Raw genomic sequence first — 17,122 nt, 5'->3', positions numbered from 1 at the left:
CAGCCGCCTCGCCGAGCCGATAGCCGTCGAGTTGCTTGACCCCCGATCGCTTTCCGGTTGTGATAGCCGGGTGGCACAGCGATGGTGGCAGGAGTTGCCCCCGGCGGCGGGCGCGTTCGTGATGGCCACCGGCATCGTGTCGGTCGGGCTGCATCTCACCGGATTCGCAGTGCTGTCGTGGATCTGGCTGGTCCTCGCGGCCGCGGTGTGGGTGCTGCTCGCGATCGACTTCGTCACCCGCTTCGTGCGCGACCGGCCCCGCTGGACCTCCGAGGCCGACACACCGCGTCGCGCAAAACATCCTCCGCGTGACCACACTGATCGTGTTGGGGCTCAACCTGTTCGGTTATGCGGTGCTGCTCCTGGCCGAGGCCGTCCGGCCGCGGCCGCGTTACGACATCCGGCGCTGGGCCACCGTCTTCCCACTCGGTATGACCGCGGTCGCCGCGTTCTCCACCGGCGTCGCGATCGACGTGGCGGGTCTGCGGCTGCTCGGCAGGCTGCTGCTGGTGGTCGCGGTCGGCGCCTGGCCGCTCACCTCGGTCGCATTGCTCACCGACCGAACCACTTTCGCGCGGAACCGCGCGCTGAGCGGTATCCGCGCGTCGAGCGCTCCGTGCCGCTGCGCGGGCGCGCGGCCGCCGGGCGGTAGCGTCGGCGACATGAGCAGCCTGGAGGTGGCCATCGTCGGATACGGCCTGGCGGGCGCGGTGTTCCACGCGCCGCTGATTGCCGCGGAACCGCGAATGCGGGTGGCGGCGGTGGTCACCGGGTCGGCGGAGCGTGCCGAGCAGGCCCGCCGCGCGCACGACGGGGTGCGGGTGTTCCCGGACGCCGACGCGCTGTTCGCCGACCTCCGCGGCATCGGCCTCGTGGTCGTGGCAACGCCCAATCGAACCCACGCGCCGCTGGCGGCGCGGGCGTTGGCCGCCGGGATTCCGACGGTGGTGGACAAGCCGTTCGCGGTCACCGTCGCCGAGGCCGAGGAGCTGGTGGCGCGGGCCGAGCGGGCGGGCGTCGTGCTGTCGGTCTTCCAGAACCGGCGCTGGGACGGCGATTTCCGGACGATCCGCGCACTGGTCGAGGACGGCAGGCTCGGCGCGGTGCGGCGCTTCGAGTCCCGGTTCGAGCGGTGGCGTCCGGTGTCCAAGGGCGGATGGCGGGAGGTCGGCAGCGTCGCCGAGGGCGCCGGACTGCTCTTCGATCTCGGCAGCCACCTGGTGGATCAGGCGCTCACCCTGTTCGGTCCGGCTCGTTCGGTGTACGGCGAGCTGGACCGCCGCCGCCCCGGCGTCCAGACCGACGACGACGTCTTCCTCGCGCTGACCCACGCGAGCGGTGTCCGCTCGCACTTGTGGATGAGCGCGGTGACGCCCCAGCTCGGCCCGCGCTTCCGTGTGCTCGGCGCGGATGCCGGTTACGTCGGCTACGGCCTCGACCCGCAGGAAGAGGCGCTCCGTGCGGGCCGTGACCCGCGTGCGGACGAGTGGGGTGCTGTCGAATCCGAACGCTGGGGACTGCTCGGCGCCGAACCGGACCTGTCGCCGTATCCGACGCTGGCGGGCGACTATCCCGCCTTCTACGCCGAGATGGCCGCCACGATCCTCGACGGCGGACCCGTGCCGGTGGATCCACGCGACGCCGTCGCGGCGCTGCGGGTGCTCGAGGCCGCGCGGCGCTCGTCCGCCTCCGGGACGCCCGTACCACTCACCTGACCGGACGCCCGCGGGGATTCGCCCCCGGTGCGATTCCCGCGCGCGACCGATAGGGTGCGGCGGTGAACACCGCCGAACTGGTCGACCGCGGCGCCTCCATCGCGGATCGGCTCACCACCACGCAGACCCCACCGCCCTGGCAGCTGGTCGTCGTCACCGGGGTGGCGGCACTGGTGCTGATCGGCTACAGCCCGCTGTGGCGCATCACCCGCAATGTCGTCACCATCGCGCACGAGGGCGGCCACGCGTTCACCGCGCTGCTCACCGGTCGCAGGCTCAACAGCATCACGCTGCATTCGGACACCTCGGGGCTGACCGTCTCCAGCGGAAAACCCTACGGACCAGGCATGATTTTCACCGCCATGGCGGGCTACCCCGCGCCGCCGCTGCTCGGCCTGGGCTTCGCGGCCCTGCTCGGCGCCGACCGCATCACGCTGATGCTCTGGACGTCCATCGCGCTGCTCGCCGCCGTGCTGATCAAGGTCCGCAACATCTACGGCCTGTGCACGGTGTTCGCGCTAGGCGCCACGGTGTTCGCGGTGTCCTGGTTCGGAACGGACACGGCGCAGGCCGCTTTCGCCTACCTCGCCGCGTGGTTCCTGCTGCTGGCCGGGCTGCGCCCCGTCATCGAGATGCAACGCGGGCGGGTGCACCGCTGGCGCCAGCCCGGCAATGTCGACTCCGACGCCGATCAACTGGCTCGCCTGACCCACATACCCGCGCTGCTGTGGGTCCTCTTCTTCGGGGCGATCGCGCTGGCCGCGCTGCTGGTGGGCGGCGGACTGATGCTGTCGGATGCGACGGGGATCTGTCTGCCGGTGGTCTCCGGCGAATGCCCGCAATCCATCTCGTAGCAGATTGCCTGCGGCGCTACGACAGACGGAGGCGATTCGATCTTCTTCGTCCTGACCAGGGGGGAAGGCTGCCGGTCGTCATGGCTGCCGGTTCCGGCGATCGGCGATGCGTATGAGGGCCCCTCGAGTTTCGGGTAGCGCACTACCCTAGGCGCACCACCCGCGCCGGTCGACCATGGTGTGACCTTCCAAATCAGCTCCGACACCAGGTGGTGGCAACCATGCTCTTCTACAACAACTCGAGCCGGAAGGCCGCGTCAGGCGAGCTCGATGGCAACGGAAACTTCGTCAACCTCGCCGACATGTCCGGATTCAGCGACTGGACCCACATCGTGTCCGTGGATGGACGGTTGTTCTTCTACAACCGTCCGAGCCGGACGGCGGCCTCGGGCGTACTCGATGGCAACGGAAACTTCGTCAACCTCGCCGACATGTCCGGATTCAGCGACTGGACCCACGTCGTGCCCGTGGATGGACGGCTGTTCTTCTACAACCGCGCGAGCCGGACGGCCGCCTCGGGCCAACTGAACGGCAACGGAAAATTCGTCAACCTCGCCGACATGTCCGGATTCGGCGACTGGACCCACATCGTCGGGTGAACACTGCGCGCACTCCCGTCACTGCTGCCGGATAGCCGCCCGCGTGGGCCTTCCGGGCTCAGGAGGGGCGGGCGCTGTTCAGGACCGCGATCGTCTCGCGGACCAGGTCCGCGGGCGCACGGGTGGCGTCGACGGCGATGCCGCGTTCGTCGGCCGCGAGCGGTTCCAGAGTCGCGAGCTGGGAGTCGAGCAGGCTCGCGGGCATGAAATGGTCGCGGCGCGTGGACATCCGGCTGGCCAGCTCTTCGCGGGAGGCCGTCAGGTGCAGGAACAGCACATCGGGCGCGGCCGCCCGCAGCCGATCCCGATAGTCGCGCTTCAGTGCCGAACAGCTGACGACGCCGCCCCCGACCGCCCGTTCGGCCAGCCAAGCGGCGATGCTGTCCAGCCACGGGACGCGGTCGGCATCGGTGAGCGGTTCACCCGCTCGCATCTTGGCCACGTTGGCCCGCGGGTGGAAGTCGTCGCCCTCGGCGAACGGGACGCCCAAGGCGTGCGCGAGCCTGCCGCCGATGGTCGACTTGCCCGCCCCGGAGACGCCCATGACGACGACGCGCGGAACGGGGGCTGCGGTCACGGGGTCCTCCTCGAAGACGGGCGTGCGCCGATGTGATCGCAGCCGACCCTAGTGGCATCGGCCACTCCCCGGGGCGCACGGCGCGAATCACCGAGATCCCTCGGGCACGATGGACTTCATGAAACTGCGTATCTTCACCGAGCCGCAGCAAGGCGCGGACTACGACACCCTGCTGACCATGGCGAAAGCGGCCGAGGACTTGGAGTTCGACGCGTTCTTCCGCTCCGACCACTACCTCGCCATGGGCGGCTCCGACGGTCTGCCCGGACCCACCGACGCCTGGATCACCCTCGCCGGTCTGGCCAGGGAGACCCGCCGGATCCGGCTGGGCACGCTGGTCACCGCCGCGACGTTCCGGCTGCCCGGCCCGCTCGCGATTCAAGTCGCGCAGGTCGATCGAATGTCGGGCGGCCGCGTCGAGTTCGGCCTTGGCACCGGCTGGTTCGCCGAAGAGCACGCCGCGTACGGCATCCCGTTCCCTTCGGACAAGTTCGCGCGCTTCGAGGAACAGCTCGCGATCGTCACCGGGCTGTGGGCGACCAAGCCCGGCGACACCTTCAGCTTCGACGGCAAGCACTATCGGCTGACCGACTCCCCCGCGCTGCCCAAGCCGGTGCAGGACCCGGTGCCGGTGCTGATCGGCGGCCACGGAGCCACCCGCACACCGCGGCTGGCCGCGCAGTACGCGAACGAGTTCAACATGCCCTTCGCCTCGCTGGAGGACAGCGCCCGCCAGTTCGAGCGGGTCCGCGCCGCGGCCGAGTCGTACGGGCGCCGCGCCGACGATCTGGTGTACTCCAACGCCCTGGTCGCCTGCGTCGGCAGCAACGACGCCGAGGTCGCCCGTCGCGCCGCCGCCATCGGCCGTGAGGTCGACGAGCTGAAGACCAACGGTCTCGCAGGCACGCCGGACGAGGTGGCCGACAAGATCGGCCGCTACGCCGAGATCGGCGCGGGCCGCATCTACCTGCAGATCCTGGACCTCGACGACCTCGCACACCTGGAACTCATCGCGGACAAGGTCAAGTCTCAGCTCTGACACCGCGCGGCGCGGCTGCCCCTCGAACCGGGGTCGTCGCGCCGCTCGGTGTGACCGGGTCCGGGTCGGTAGCCTTTCGATGTTCGATCATTCGAAGGGAACCGACTGCGCGATGGAACCGCTCGGCACGAACGATCCGCGACGGATCGGCGACTACCGGCTTCTCGGCGTCCTCGGGGCAGGCGGAATGGGGCGGGTCTATCTCGGGCGCAACGCGGGCGGTCGCACCGTCGCGGTGAAGGTGATCCGCCCGGATCTGGTGGGCGGCGACGAATTCCGAACCAGGTTCCGGCGCGAGGTGGCGGCAGCGCGGCGGGTCGGCGGGCGCTTCACCGCCCCGGTGCTCGACGCCGACGTGGACGCCGATCCGCCCTGGCTGGCGACCGGTTATGTGGCGGGGTTCGCGCTGTCGGAGGCGGTGGAGCGGTTCGGCACCTTCGCGGAGGCCACGCTTCTGGTGCTGGCCCGAGGCTTGGCCGAGGCGCTGGTCGCGGTGCACGAGGCCGGGGTGGTGCACCGCGATCTCAAACCGTCCAACGTGCTGCTCGCCGTGGACGGACCCAAGGTGATCGATTTCGGCATCGCGCGCGCCGTCGAGGACACCGCGCTGACCACCACCGGAAAGGTCATCGGCTCACCGGGTTTCATGTGTCCGGAGCAGGTGACCGGCGGGACGGTCGGTCCGGCGAGCGATGTGTTCGCCCTCGGCGGCGTGCTGGCCTTCGCGGCCGCGGGACACGGCCCGTTCGGGGTCGGCGAGACGATGCACATGCTATGGCGCATCGTGTACGAGGACCCGCGCCTGGACGCCGTGCCGGATCGGCTGCGGCCCCTCGTCGCGTCCTGCCTCGCCAAGGATCCCGCCGCCCGGCCGACGCCGCGCAGGCTGCTCGACGACCTGGCCGCGCTCGGGGTGCCCGAGCGCGCGGGGTGGCTGCCGCCGCCGGTGCTGGAGGAGGTGAGCATGCGCGCGGTGCGGTTGCTCGACCTGGATTCCGGGCCGGTGGACCTACCCGCCGACCTGAGCGGATCTCCCGGCCCGGCCGCGCCTGCGCACAGTGGGCCGGATCTCGGTCGGCCGACGAACGCCGGTGCGACCCCGCCGCAGGATCGGACCAGCCAGCGGAGCGAGCCGTGGGCCGCGTATCCGCCTGCGCAGCACGGACCGGCCTCTCGTATCGACGTCGATGCGACGAGTTCGCCTCGCCAGCAGTCGGTTCCGCCCACAGGAGCCGATGCGGCCACGCAGTGGCGGCACACCGAAACGCCTGCGAGCCGATCACCCTGGACGCAGAGTACGGGTAGCGACGCCGCGCCGCGACCCCATCCGGCGGCGCCCGCGACTCCCCCGCAGTGGCAGCTCGGGGCATCGTCCCCGAGCCGAACACCATGGCAGCAAGCGGAATCGGGGCCGAACACGCAGTGGCGGCCCGAGCGGCAAGGGCCTGCCGAAGCGCGGAATGCCGCCCCGGAAGCCCAGTATGCGGGCACAACCACCGCGCGGGGTCTTCGCCGCGGACCGCTGCTGGCCGGACTGCTGATCGCCTGCGTGGTGGTCGCGATCGGCGCGTTCGTCATCGGCACCCAGCTGCGCGGGTCCGGCGGCGATACCGGGGGAAGCGCGGCCTCCGCGTCGGCCGCTCCGGTCACCGGCGCTCCCGGTACCGACACGGGCACGGCCGTGACGAGGGTGCCGAAGGCTTTCGTCGGCACTTGGCGCGGCACCGCCGCGGACGGCCTGGTCACCTTCGACATCGAATTGACCGTCAAGGACGGCGAAGTCGGCCAAGAGGTGGCCACCTCGGCCAACACCGGCAAGCTGTCCCAGCAGCGCTGCGCGCGGATCGAACGGCTCACCGCCGCCACCGAGAACCAGCTCACCTTCGTCGCCCGGCTCAGCGCCGACAGCCCCACCGACTGCACCGACGGGGGCGCCACCTCGACGGTGCGGCTGCAACCGGACGGGTCGCTGTCCTACAGCACGCCGGGCGTCTTCGGCGGCACCATCGCGGGCACGCTGCGCCGCGGCTGACGCCGATACCGGCCGCGGCGGGTCGAGTCGGTTAGGCTTGGCCCGCGCGCCGACACGCCTCCCGATCCCAACGCACCGCAGCGATTACCCACGGGCACGCGATCTTTCGACGAGTACCCACGGGGCACGCGCCCCGAGCCGCCTCGAGACAATCCCTCTTCCAGACAACCCCTCTTCGAGACAACCCCTCTTCGAGACAACGGAGCACCGATGAATTCGGCAGGCACGCGTGTCCCGCACCTGAACAGTCCCGCGCACGTCGCACGAGTTCTGGCGATCACCTTCGCGCTGCTCGTCGTGCTGGCGGGCGTGAGCGCACCGCCCACACGCGCCGCCGACCTCGACACCGCCTGCGGCACACCGCTGTCCGCCGCCGAGGTGGACACCATCGTCGAACTCTCCGACACGACCACGCTGACCGGCACCGCCATGCAACGGCTCGAACAGGGCGTCGCCAACCACCGCCGGATCGTCGAGATCCTCGCCGAGCACCGAGACCGGCGCGGCGTATTCGCGATCGGACTCGACGCCATCGAACAGGCGGCGGTGATGCCGCTCCAGCGCAGCGAGGCCGTCTTCGACGACCCGGACTGGTCACACCGGATCAGCCTCGACCTGCTGTCCCGCTTCCTGCGCAACCTGCACGCCGAATTCACCGGCGGCGCAACCGAACCCCACTGGGCGCACTACTTCACCCTGACGAAACAGTGCCTGCTGTCCCCCGCCCGGGTGGCGATGGCGGGCTACAACGCACACCTCACCATCGATCTCTCGCTCTCGGTGGCGGCGCTGCGCGGCACCCCCGCGAACGGACCCGACTACTTCAGGATCGTCGACGCCATCGCCATCGAGGGCTTTCGCATCGTCGACGTCACCGAGGCGGTCTACGGCGGTGACCTCGGCCCGCTCTGGCGCTTCTATTTCGTCGGCGAGGGCCTCGACGCCGTGCTCGGCGCGGGCGTCGCGACCGGTCCCCTGCTCCGTCTGGCCGACGCGGGCGCCAACGTCGTGATCTTCGGCAACGGCCTCGCCCTTCAGGATCCCGCGCTGGCCCCGGCCGTCCGCGCCGAAATGGACCTCCTCTGGCGCAGCGCCGACGCCGCCTTCGAAGTCCTCGCCGCGCTCGGCGGCCTGTGACTACTCGGGGTTTCTCCCCGTCCTGGCACAGGGCATGATCGAGAAGAGTGGGTTCCGGTACGGCGGGATCCGGGCTCGGGGTGCACGCTCACGAGCGGGCGCGGGCTCGGTTCGGTCGTCGAACTCGAGGACCGCGCCGGTCGAATGAACAGGGAGCGCAATCATGGGATCTGTGCGAGTGAAGGGTAGGGCAACGGCCTGTGCCGCCTTGCTCGCTCTCGCCATGGTCGCCGCCTGCGGCGCGGAGCGCACCGAGACCGAGGAGACGACGGCGCCGGTCGTGACGAGCACCGTCGCGAGCAGTCCGTCGGGCATGCCCGACCTCGCGGCGCCCGAGGAAGTGGCGCAGGGGATCGATGTGCCGTGGGGTCTGGCGTTCCTGCCCGAGGGCACGGCGCTGGTCGCCGAGCGCGACACCGGGAAGATCCTGCGCGTGGCGCCCGGACGGCCGCCGGAAGCGGTGTACGACGTACCCGGGGTCGTCGCAGGCGGCGAGGGCGGCCTGCTCGGTCTCGCGGTGTCGCCCGGGTACGCCGAAAACGGCTACGTGTACGCCTATTTCACCGCGAGTACGGACAACCGGATCGTTCGGTTCCGGCTCGACGGACCGCCGGAGGTCGTCTTCGAGGGAATCGCCAAGGCGGGCAACCACAATGGCGGACGGATCGCGTTCGGGCCCGACGGCATGCTCTACGTCGGCACCGGCGATGCGGCACGCAGCGCTTTGTCCCAGGATCCGGCCTCGCCCAACGGCAAGATCTTGCGTCTGACACCGGACGGCAGGCCCGCGCCGGGCAATCCGACTCCGGACTCGCCGGTCTACAGCCTGGGCCACCGGAACGTGCAGGGTCTCGCGTGGGATCGGGCGGGACGGTTGTTCGCCGCCGAGTTCGGTCAGAATCGCCTCGACGAGATCAATCTCGTGGAACCGAACCGCAATTACGGCTGGCCCGCCGTGGAAGGCGGTGGCGGCGCGGGCCGCGGTTACGTGGATCCCGTCGTCACCTGGACCACGGCCGAGGCGTCGCCATCGGGCATCGCCATCGCGGGCGACACCCTCTACGTCGCGGCGCTGCGCGGTGAAAGGCTGTGGACCGTGCCGCTGATGAACGGTTCTGCGGGTACGCCGCGAGCGATGTTCGAGGAGCGCTACGGCCGCCTGCGCACCGTGGAAGTGGCGCCGGACGGAGCACTGTGGGTCACCACCTCGAACACCGACGGCCGCGGCGACGTACGCCACGGCGACGATCGCATCCTCCGGTTCCCCGCGCGCTGACGCCCGACGATCAGCCGTTGTCCCGCAACGGAATCGGCAGTCCCTCCGCCTCCGCGACAGACCTGGCCCGCTCGTATCCGGCGTCCACGTGCCGCAGCACGCCCATCGCCGGATCGTTGGTGAGCACGCGTTCGAGCTTCTGCCCGGCCAGCTCGGTGCCGTCGGCCACGCACACCTGCCCGGCGTGTATCGACCGCCCGATGCCGACGCCGCCGCCGTGGTGGATGGACACCCAGCTCGCCCCGGACGCGGTGTTCACCAGGGCGTTCAGCAGCGGCCAGTCCGCGATGGCGTCGGAACCGTCTGCCATCGCCTCGGTTTCGCGGTAGGGCGAGGCGACGCTGCCGGAATCGAGGTGGTCGCGGCCGATCACGACGGGCGCACGCAGCTCGCCACTCGCGACCATCTCGTTGAACCGCAACCCGGCCAGGTGCCGCTCGCCGTAGCCGAGCCAGCAGATCCGCGCGGGCAGCCCTTGGAATGCCACGCGCTGCCCGGCCAGAGCGATCCACCGGCGCAGGGATTCGTTGTGCGGGAACAGGTCCAGGATGGCGCGATCGGTCGCGGCGATATCGGCGGGATCTCCGGACAGCGCCGCCCAGCGGAACGGTCCCTTGCCCGCGCAGAACAGCGGCCGGATGTAGGCGGGCACGAAACCCGGATAATCGAAGGCCCTGTCGCATCCGCCGAGGCGGGCCTCACCGCGCAGCGAGTTGCCGTAATCGAAGACTTCCGCGCCGCGGTCGAGGAAGCGCAGCATGCCGTCGACGTGTTCGGCCATGGATTCCCTGGCGCGCTCGGTGAATTCGTCGGGTTTGCGTGCCGCGTAGTCGGACCAGTCGGCCAGATCGACACCGCGAGGCAGGTAGGACAGCGGATCGTGCGCCGAGGTCTGGTCGGTGACGATGTCGGCGGGCAGGTCCGCCGCGGCCAGTCGCGGCAGCAGCTCCGCCGCGTTGCCGATCAGGCCGACCGACAACGCCTTTCGCTCGGCACACGCCGCGGTGACCCGGCGAATCGCGTCGTCGACGTCGTCGGCGATCTCGTCCAGGTAGCCGTCGTGCAGCCGCCGCCGCGCCCGCGCGGGATCGCATTCGACGATCAGCGCCGCGCCGCCGTTCATGGTCACCGCCAGCGGTTGCGCACCGCCCATCCCGCCGAGGCCGGCGCTGAGCGTCAGCGTGCCCGCGAGGGTGCCGCCGAATCGCTTGTCCGCGATGGCGGCGAAGGTCTCGTAGGTGCCCTGCAAGATGCCCTGGGTGCCGATGTAGATCCAGGAGCCCGCGGTCATCTGCCCGTACATGGTGAGCCCGAGCGCCTCCAGCCTGCGGAACTCCGGCCAGGTCGCCCAGTCCCCCACCAGGTTCGAGTTCGCGATCAGCACCCGCGGCGCCCACTCGTGCGTCCGCAGCACACCGACCGGTTTTCCGGATTGCACGAGCAGCGTCTCGTCCGCCGCGAGCGTGGTCAGCGTGCGGCTGATCGCGTCGAAACTGGCCCAATCCCTGGCCGCCTTGCCGGTGCCGCCGTAGACCACCAGGTCGTGCGGGCGTTCGGCGACCTCGGGGTCGAGATTGTTGTGCAGCATGCGCAGCGCGGCCTCGGTCTGCCAGGTGCGGGCCGTCAGTCGGGTGCCGCGCGCCGCCCGCACGGTCGGATGCTCTGTGGTCATGGCTGCCTCCGTTCGCCGGGTGCCGAGTCCGCGGCCAGGTGAGGTTCGACCGCGTGGAGCAACGCGCCGTCGCGGATCAGGTCCGCGGCGGCGGCGATCTCGGGAGCCAGGTGCCGATCCGGGCCCGGCCCCTCGACCCTGGTGCGCAACAGCGCGACCGCGGCGGCGGTGGCGGGCGCCGGTCGCAGCGGGGCGCGCAGTTCGAGCGCGCGGGCGGCGGTGAGGTACTCCACCGCGAGCACGGTGGTGAGCCCGTCCACCGCGGTGCGGAGTTTCCGTGCGGCCGACCAGCCCATGGACACGTGGTCCTCCTGCATGGCGCTGCTCGGAATGGAATCCACCGAGGCGGGGACCGCGATCCGCTTCAGTTCGCCGACCAGGGCGGCCTGGGTGTACTGGGCGATCATGTGCCCGGAATCGACGCCGGGATCCGCGGCCAGGAACGGCGGAAGTCCGTGCGAGCGAGCGACATCCAGCATGCGGTCGGTGCGGCGTTCGGCCATGCTCGCGGCATCGGCGACCGGGATGGCCAGGAAGTCGAGCACGTAGGCCAGGGGCGCGCCGTGGAAGTTGCCGTTGGATTCCAGGCGTCCGTCGCCCAGTACCACCGGATTGTCGATGGCGGCGGCCAACTCTCGATCGGCCACCGTCTCCGCGTGGGCGACGGTGTCGCGGGCCGCGCCGTGCACCTGTGGCGCGCACCGCAGCGAATAGGCGTCCTGCACCCGATGACAATCCCGATGGCTGGCCACGATCTGGGAACCGGTCAGCGCGGCCCGCATCCGCGCCGCCGCCAGCGCCTGGCCCGGGTGGGGCCGCAGGGCTTGCAGATCGGCGGCGAAGACGCGATCGGTGCCGAGCAGCGCTTCGACGCTCATGGCGGCAGTCACGTCGGCGACATCGAGCAGCCGGTGCAGGTCGGCGAGCGCGAGCACCAGCATGCCCAGCATGCCGTCGGTGCCGTTGGTGAGGGCGAGCCCCTCCTTCTCCGCCAGCACGACCGGAGTGATTCCGCTGGCGCGCAGGGCTTCTGCCGCTTCGGTCGCCCGTCCCTCGGCATCGGTCACGGTGCCTTCGCCCATGAGCGCGAGCCCGACCGCGGCCAGCGGCGCGAGGTCGCCGGAGCAGCCGAGCGAGCCGAACTCGGGCACCTCGGGGGTGATGCCCGCGTTGAGCATGGCGGCCAGCGCGTGCGCGGTCACCGGCTGGGCTCCGGTATATCCCGAGGCGAGGGTGCGCAGCCGCAGGACCATTTGCGCGCGCACCACCTCCCGCTCGACGGCGGGGCCCGCGCCCGCGGCATGGGAGCGGATCAATGACCGTTGCAGCGCGGCACGGCGCTGCGGCGGAATGGGTCGGATCGCCAGCGCACCGAATCCGGTGGAGACGCCGTAGGTCGGCGTCGGCGCCTCGGCCAAGGCGTCGACGTGCCCGCGGGCGGCGATCAGCCGCTGCTCGGCGGCGGCGCTCAACCGAACCTGAACACCGTCGCGCGCGACAGCGACGACCTGTGCCCTGGTCAGCGGCCCATCGATGATCACGGCCGACTGCGACGCGATATCCGGCATGGTTCCATTCTGCGCCGAGCACGGCCACGGACCCGGCATCGCCGCGTTCGAACCGGTATCCGCCGCGGCCGGCCCCGCGAGGACCTATATTGAGGGTCCGAAGCAGCGACGACATACCCGGGGGATCTCGATGCGCGAACAGATCGAATTCCGTCTCGTCGAAGACGGCGACGACCCGGAACTGCTCAGCAACGACAGCAGCCTGCTGCTCGCCGAACTACACGAACTCGGCCTCGAGGATCTCGATCGCCCGGTGATCGGCACCGCCCCGGCGGGCACGCGCGCGGGCGACGTGACGACCGTCGCCTCCATCGTGGCCATCGTGTCCTCGCCCGCCGTGTTGCAGATGGCCACCGAGGTCGCCAAGAGCTGGCTGGTGCGCCGCCAACGCGGCTCGATCCGCATCAGGCTCGGCGAGGACGAACTCGAAATCAGCAGCGTCGCAAAGGATGAGGAACGCGCGCTCGTCGAGCGGTTCCTCGCCGGGCGGCGAGCGGACGGCGATGGTCAACCGTAGTCTGATCATCGCCAACCAGCACTACGACGATCCGGCCTATCCCGAACTGCCCGGGGCCGCGCGCGACGCGGCGGAACTCCAAGCGGTCCTCTCCGACCCGGATATCGCCGGATTCGACGTGCAGGTGTTGCGCGACGGGACGGCCGCGCAGTGCCGGAAGGCGATCGAGACCTTCTTCCGGAGTGCGAGTGGCGACGACCTTCTGCTGCTGCACATCTCGTGCCACGGCCAGAAGGACCTGCACAATCGCCTCTATCTGGTCGGCACCGATACCGAGAAAGCCTATGTCGCCTCGACGGGCATCGACTCGACCTTCATCAGCGACCAGATCGAGGGCAGCCGCTCCAGCAAGACCGTCCTGATGCTCGACTGTTGCTACAGCGGCGCGTTCTCCCGCGGCTTGCGCACCCGGTCGGCCGCCGAGTCGGTCGACGTGCGCGAGCCGTTCTCCGGCCGCGGCCGCGTGGTCATCACCGCGTCGACCGCGCTGCAGTTCAGCCACGAGTCCCAGGCGACGAGCCGCGCCACGGCGGAACCCTCGGTGTTCACTAGCGCGGTTGTGCACGGATTGCGTTCCGGCGCCGCCGATCTCGACGGCGACGGCTGGATCAGCATCGACGACCTGTACGGCTACGTGCACGAGACCGTGCGCCGTCGCGCACCGAACCAGACTCCGACGCGCAGCGTCGCGAGCGTTCAGGGCGCGCTGTATCTCGCCCGCAATGTCGCCGCCCGGCCGCAGCACGTGCCGGGCGACATTCGGGACGCGCTGCGCAGCAAGCTGCCGTGGCAGCGGATAGGCGCGCTGCACGAGCTGGAGAACCTGCTCGGCAGCTGGCGGCCCGAGGTTCGAGACGCCGCGCGAGCGGATTTGACCGCGCTGGTGGCGGATCCTGATCCGGCGGTGGCGAAACTCGCCCAGCAGCTGTGGTTTTCGCGCGGACTCGGGGAATTGCCCGTCGGCGACGAGCGCGGGGTGTCGCGGCTGCCGGGCGCTGATCGTCCGCGGACCAGGCACGCGGTGGGCATCGACTTCGGCACGACCAACTCCGCCATCGCGGTGTTCACCGACGACGACGTCCGGGTCGTGCTCAGCGCGATCGGTGACCGGACGATGCCGAGCGTGGCCGCCGTGACCGAGAACGGAAACTGGGTCGTCGGGGAAGAAGCACGGCGGCGGGCGACGATCAATCCGGCGAGCACGTTCTCCCGGGTCAAACTGGCGCTCGGCACCGAGAAGCGCTTTCGCGCGTTCGGCCGCACCTACACCCCCGTCGGCGTCGCGGCGACGATACTGGCCGAATTACGTTCGGCCGCAGAAAGATTTCTCGGAGCCATGGTGCGGGACGTGGTGATCACGATCCCGGCGCATTTCGATCTGATCCAACGGGAGGCCACCGTCGAGGCCGCCGCCCTCGCCGGACTGAACGTGTTGCGTCTACTGAACGAACCGACCGCGGCGGCACTGGCCTACGGCGCGAATACGGAAACCGACCAAACGATCATGGTGTTCGACCTGGGCGGGGGGACGCTGGATGTTTCCGTCCTCGAGATCGGCGACGGCGTCGTCGAGGTACTCGCCACCGGCGGCGACAACCGGCTCGGCGGCGTGGACTGGGACGATCGGCTCCTCGAACATGCCGCCGGACGTTTTCGCAGGCAACACGGCATCGACCTGTCGACAGACCAGCGGGCGACGGCGCGGCTCCGCGAAGCGGCCGAGCGCGCCAAGATCGAGCTGTCCTCCCGGATCTCCACGGAGATCGTGCTTCCCACGATCTGCGTCGGCCCGGACGGACCGCTGGACCTGGAACTGCCCATCACCAGGGCGGAATTCGAAGAGCTGACGCGGGACCTGATCGACCGGTGCAGGACGCTGATCCAGCGCGCGGTGACCGAGGCGTACCTCACGACAGCCCAGCTGCAACAGATCGCGCTCGTCGGCGGCGCCACCCGGATGCCTGCGATCGTCGACCTGGTCAAGGACATCACCGGTCGGCAGCCGCGCAGAGAGGTGATTCCCGACGGTGTCGTGCTGGGCGCGACGCTCCAAGCGGGCGTGATACTCGGACACTTCAAGGACACGCTGTTGCTCGACGTCAGCGCGGCAACTGTCGGCGTCGCGGATGTCAACGGGCGCATCGTGCCGATCATCGAGCGCAACACCACGGCGCCCACCAAGAGATCTCTGAACTTCACGACCGTCGCCGACGACCAACGGCACGTCCAGGTGCAGCTGTTCGAAGGGGAGAGCAGGCTCGCGTCACGGAATCGGAAGATCGGGGTGCTGGAGCTGGGGGGGTTGGCGCCCCAGCCGCGTGGCGCCGCCGATATCGAGGTGACCGTCGATATCGACTCGAACAGGCTCGTGCACATGCAGGTAACGGATCTCGAGTCGGGACGGTCCGTACAAATGAGTGTCACCCTGAAGTCGGCCCGCGCCCACGAAGCGACCCGAGTGAATCCCGCGCACGCGATCGTCGAGAAGCCCACGAACGGATCCGAGAGCCAGTGATCACCGCCGACCGTGGATCGCGGTCGGCGCGATCGTCGCGAAGAGGCCCAACGATGCGCGGACGAATTCCGTTCGGGAGCAGCCGAGTTGGCGCAGCGCGCGGCCGTGGTCGTGCGCGACGACGAGGGTGGCGCCGGTGAGCAGGATCCACCAGAAGGCGCGGGCGGCGAGGCGGGCAGGCAGTCGAACGCCCGCGAAGGCCGCGCGGAGTCGCTGGGTGTGGAAGGGGACGTGCCTGCGTTCGTCGTCGAGGATGAGGGCGGCGACGCTGGTGGTGAGCGGGTCGCTCGTACCGTCGCGCAGCGCCCGGTAGTACTGGAGGGCAACGATTTCGGCGACCATCAGCACCATCAGTTCCAGGCGCAACCCCAGCGCTCGGCGCAATCGGATGAAGACGGCGTCGGTCCAGTGGTTCGCGATGGTCGGCTGCCCTGCCGCGTGCAGCAGCCGCTCGAGCAGGCGGGCGTGATTGCGTTCCTCGTCGACGAACAATCGGACCGCCGCCGTGTACACGGGGTCCCCCGCGCGTTCGGCTTTGGCGATGAGGTCGGCGCCGTCGCCGCTCTCGCCGACCTGGAACCGCTGCACGCTGCGCGCGATGGCCGGATGCAGCCGGGCGCCGCGACTCCAATCCGGATCGCCCGCCGCCGCCCTCGCGCGCGCCTTCGCCTCGAATTCCCGTGTCCAGCGGAGGAATTCGTGCGATGCGAGCTGCTCGATCACCATGCGAGCCACCCTAGGAGCATGCTGCGCCGATACCGGGGTGACTCGGTGGAGATTTCGTGAAGATGCCGACGGTCAGGGTTTCCGGCCGACGCCGCCCCACGCCGAGACGTCGCGCACGCCTCCGGCGGCCTCGTCGGTACGCCAATGGTTGATCGGCACCACACCGGGCTCGACCAGCTCCAGTCCCTCGAAGAGGCCGGTGATCTCGGCGGAGCTGCGCGGGTTGTACGGATCCCCACCGGTTTTGGCATAGTTCTCGCACATCCGCACGTACGCCCTGTCGTCGGTGGCGCCGTCGTTGAGGACGAGGTAGCTGCCCGAGGGCACACCGTCCATCATGGCGCTCACCACGCGCCGCACCTCGTCGTAGCTGCGCGCGTGCCCCAGCACGCCGATGAACATGATCGCGATCGGCTTGCTGAAGTTCAGCACGTTGCGCGCGTCGGCGAGAATCACCTCGGGCCGATGGAAATCCGCCTCCAGATAGGTGGTCACACCCTCGTCGGTGGTGTTGACCAGCAGCGCTCTGGCATGGGCGAGGACGAGCGGATCGTTGTCCACGTAGACGATCCTGGAGTCGGGCGCGGCCGACTGCGCCACCTCGTGGGTGTTCTGCATGGTGGGCAGTCCGGTGCCGATGTCGAGGAACTGGCGAATTCCCGCTTCGGCGGCCAGATATCGCACCGCCCTGATCAGAAACTGCCGCGACTGGACCGCCATCGTCTTGATCTCGGGATACACCGCCACACCGGCTTCGCCCGCCATCCGATCGGCCTCGTAGTAGTCGCGGCCACCCAGCCAGTAGTTCCAGACTCGCGCCGAATGCGGGATGTCGGTACGGACGGAGCGCTTGTCTGCCATGGTGGCTCCTGGACGAAATTCGAGCGAGGTCGCG

14 protein-coding genes and 1 pseudogene are annotated in these 17,122 nt (G+C 70.1%); 10 read left to right on the top strand and 5 right to left on the bottom strand.

The window, feature by feature from the left end; all coding sequences use genetic code 11:
- Nucleotides 1-121: 121 nt before the first annotated feature.
- The 4 genes and pseudogenes from ACRWNM_RS20995 to ACRWNM_RS20980 form a co-directional block, all read left to right on the top strand.
- Nucleotides 122-229, top strand: a pseudogene (locus ACRWNM_RS20995) (hypothetical protein); the annotation flags it as partial.
- A 79-nt stretch (nucleotides 230-308) separates the two neighbouring features.
- Nucleotides 309-1,715, top strand: a complete 1,407-nt coding sequence (locus ACRWNM_RS20990; RefSeq protein WP_431969747.1) for a Gfo/Idh/MocA family oxidoreductase — start codon at nucleotides 309-311, stop codon at nucleotides 1,713-1,715.
- Between the two features lie 62 nt (nucleotides 1,716-1,777).
- On the top strand, nucleotides 1,778-2,569 hold the full coding sequence (locus ACRWNM_RS20985) for a M50 family metallopeptidase (protein WP_431969746.1): 792 nt from the start codon (nucleotides 1,778-1,780) through the stop codon (nucleotides 2,567-2,569).
- A 221-nt stretch (nucleotides 2,570-2,790) separates the two neighbouring features.
- On the top strand, nucleotides 2,791-3,168 hold the full coding sequence (locus tag ACRWNM_RS20980; protein ID WP_431969745.1) for a hypothetical protein: 378 nt from the start codon (nucleotides 2,791-2,793) through the stop codon (nucleotides 3,166-3,168).
- Between the two features lie 58 nt (nucleotides 3,169-3,226).
- Here ACRWNM_RS20980 and ACRWNM_RS20975 read toward each other — a convergent pair whose 3' ends face one another.
- The gene (locus ACRWNM_RS20975; protein WP_431969802.1) at nucleotides 3,227-3,712 is read right to left on the bottom strand and encodes a gluconokinase; all 486 of its coding nucleotides are present in this window, start codon (nucleotides 3,710-3,712) and stop codon (nucleotides 3,227-3,229) included.
- A gap of 151 nt (nucleotides 3,713-3,863) precedes the next feature.
- On the opposite strand from ACRWNM_RS20975, the gene ACRWNM_RS20970 reads away from it, so the two are divergent.
- The 4 genes from ACRWNM_RS20970 to ACRWNM_RS20955 all read left to right on the top strand — a co-directional run bounded on the left by ACRWNM_RS20970 (nucleotide 3,864) and on the right by ACRWNM_RS20955 (nucleotide 9,229).
- Nucleotides 3,864-4,784 carry an LLM class F420-dependent oxidoreductase gene (locus ACRWNM_RS20970; RefSeq protein WP_431969744.1) on the top strand — a complete coding sequence of 307 codons (921 nt, stop codon included), beginning with the start codon at nucleotides 3,864-3,866 and terminating at the stop codon, nucleotides 4,782-4,784.
- Between the two features lie 79 nt (nucleotides 4,785-4,863).
- On the top strand, nucleotides 4,864-6,816 hold the full coding sequence (locus ACRWNM_RS20965) for a protein kinase domain-containing protein (protein ID WP_431969743.1): 1,953 nt from the start codon (nucleotides 4,864-4,866) through the stop codon (nucleotides 6,814-6,816).
- A 210-nt stretch (nucleotides 6,817-7,026) separates the two neighbouring features.
- Nucleotides 7,027-7,953, top strand: a complete 927-nt coding sequence (locus tag ACRWNM_RS20960; protein ID WP_431969742.1) for a DUF5995 family protein — start codon at nucleotides 7,027-7,029, stop codon at nucleotides 7,951-7,953.
- 163 nt (nucleotides 7,954-8,116) lie between these two features.
- Entirely contained in the window at nucleotides 8,117-9,229 is a 1,113-nt protein-coding gene (locus tag ACRWNM_RS20955) for a PQQ-dependent sugar dehydrogenase (protein WP_431969741.1), read from the top strand.
- Nucleotides 9,230-9,239: 10 nt separating this feature from the next.
- Here the strand turns inward: ACRWNM_RS20955 and hutU are convergent, their stop codons facing one another.
- Both hutU and hutH read right to left on the bottom strand, forming a co-directional pair.
- Nucleotides 9,240-10,901 carry a urocanate hydratase gene (gene hutU, locus ACRWNM_RS20950; protein WP_431969740.1) on the bottom strand — a complete coding sequence of 554 codons (1,662 nt, stop codon included), beginning with the start codon at nucleotides 10,899-10,901 and terminating at the stop codon, nucleotides 9,240-9,242.
- The gene (gene hutH, locus ACRWNM_RS20945) at nucleotides 10,898-12,469 is read right to left on the bottom strand and encodes a histidine ammonia-lyase (protein WP_431969739.1); all 1,572 of its coding nucleotides are present in this window, start codon (nucleotides 12,467-12,469) and stop codon (nucleotides 10,898-10,900) included. The genes hutU and hutH overlap by 4 nt, the downstream gene beginning before the upstream one ends.
- A 130-nt stretch (nucleotides 12,470-12,599) precedes the next feature.
- Here hutH and ACRWNM_RS20940 point away from each other — a divergent pair, with 130 nt between their 5' ends.
- Together ACRWNM_RS20940 and ACRWNM_RS20935 are read left to right on the top strand one after the other, a co-directional pair.
- Nucleotides 12,600-12,986: a hypothetical protein gene (locus tag ACRWNM_RS20940; protein WP_431969738.1), complete on the top strand. Its 387-nt coding sequence runs from the start codon at nucleotides 12,600-12,602 to the stop codon at nucleotides 12,984-12,986.
- Nucleotides 12,973-15,501 (top strand): caspase, EACC1-associated type, encoded by a 2,529-nt coding sequence (locus ACRWNM_RS20935; protein WP_431969737.1) that lies wholly within the window; start codon nucleotides 12,973-12,975, stop codon nucleotides 15,499-15,501. Before ACRWNM_RS20940 ends, ACRWNM_RS20935 begins: the two co-directional genes overlap by 14 nt.
- Here the strand turns inward: ACRWNM_RS20935 and ACRWNM_RS20930 are convergent, their stop codons facing one another.
- Nucleotides 15,502-16,227 carry a ferritin-like domain-containing protein gene (locus ACRWNM_RS20930; RefSeq protein WP_431969736.1) on the bottom strand — a complete coding sequence of 242 codons (726 nt, stop codon included), beginning with the start codon at nucleotides 16,225-16,227 and terminating at the stop codon, nucleotides 15,502-15,504.
- Between the two features lie 72 nt (nucleotides 16,228-16,299).
- Complete coding sequence (locus tag ACRWNM_RS20925) at nucleotides 16,300-17,088, bottom strand: SAM-dependent methyltransferase (RefSeq protein WP_431969735.1); 789 nt, start codon at nucleotides 17,086-17,088, stop codon at nucleotides 16,300-16,302.
- Nucleotides 17,089-17,122 lie beyond the last annotated feature (34 nt).

This window comes from Nocardia sp. bgisy134, from assembly GCF_965341865.1.
Taxonomy (GTDB): Bacteria; Actinomycetota; Actinomycetes; order Mycobacteriales; family Mycobacteriaceae; genus Nocardia.
The sequence above is the reverse complement of the archived record's forward strand: the minus strand, read 5'-3'. Positions and strand labels throughout refer to the sequence as shown.

Bases quoted from the DNA above. Each gene is read 5' to 3' on its own strand.
- ACRWNM_RS20940 (WP_431969738.1), top strand. From the start codon at position 12,600: ATGCGCGAACAGATCGAATTCCGTCTCGTCGAAGACGGCGACGACCCG.
- ACRWNM_RS20980 (WP_431969745.1), top strand. From the start codon at position 2,791: ATGCTCTTCTACAACAACTCGAGCCGGAAGGCCGCGTCAGGCGAGCTC.
- hutH (WP_431969739.1), bottom strand. From the start codon at position 12,469: ATGCCGGATATCGCGTCGCAGTCGGCCGTGATCATCGATGGGCCGCTG.
- ACRWNM_RS20965 (WP_431969743.1), top strand. From the start codon at position 4,864: ATGTTCGATCATTCGAAGGGAACCGACTGCGCGATGGAACCGCTCGGC.
- ACRWNM_RS20975 (WP_431969802.1), bottom strand. From the start codon at position 3,712: ATGGGCGTCTCCGGGGCGGGCAAGTCGACCATCGGCGGCAGGCTCGCG.
- ACRWNM_RS20930 (WP_431969736.1), bottom strand. From the start codon at position 16,227: ATGGTGATCGAGCAGCTCGCATCGCACGAATTCCTCCGCTGGACACGG.
- ACRWNM_RS20960 (WP_431969742.1), top strand. From the start codon at position 7,027: ATGAATTCGGCAGGCACGCGTGTCCCGCACCTGAACAGTCCCGCGCAC.
- ACRWNM_RS20935 (WP_431969737.1), top strand. From the start codon at position 12,973: ATGGTCAACCGTAGTCTGATCATCGCCAACCAGCACTACGACGATCCG.
- ACRWNM_RS20955 (WP_431969741.1), top strand. From the start codon at position 8,117: ATGGGATCTGTGCGAGTGAAGGGTAGGGCAACGGCCTGTGCCGCCTTG.
- hutU (WP_431969740.1), bottom strand. From the start codon at position 10,901: ATGACCACAGAGCATCCGACCGTGCGGGCGGCGCGCGGCACCCGACTG.
- ACRWNM_RS20970 (WP_431969744.1), top strand. From the start codon at position 3,864: ATGAAACTGCGTATCTTCACCGAGCCGCAGCAAGGCGCGGACTACGAC.
- ACRWNM_RS20925 (WP_431969735.1), bottom strand. From the start codon at position 17,088: ATGGCAGACAAGCGCTCCGTCCGTACCGACATCCCGCATTCGGCGCGA.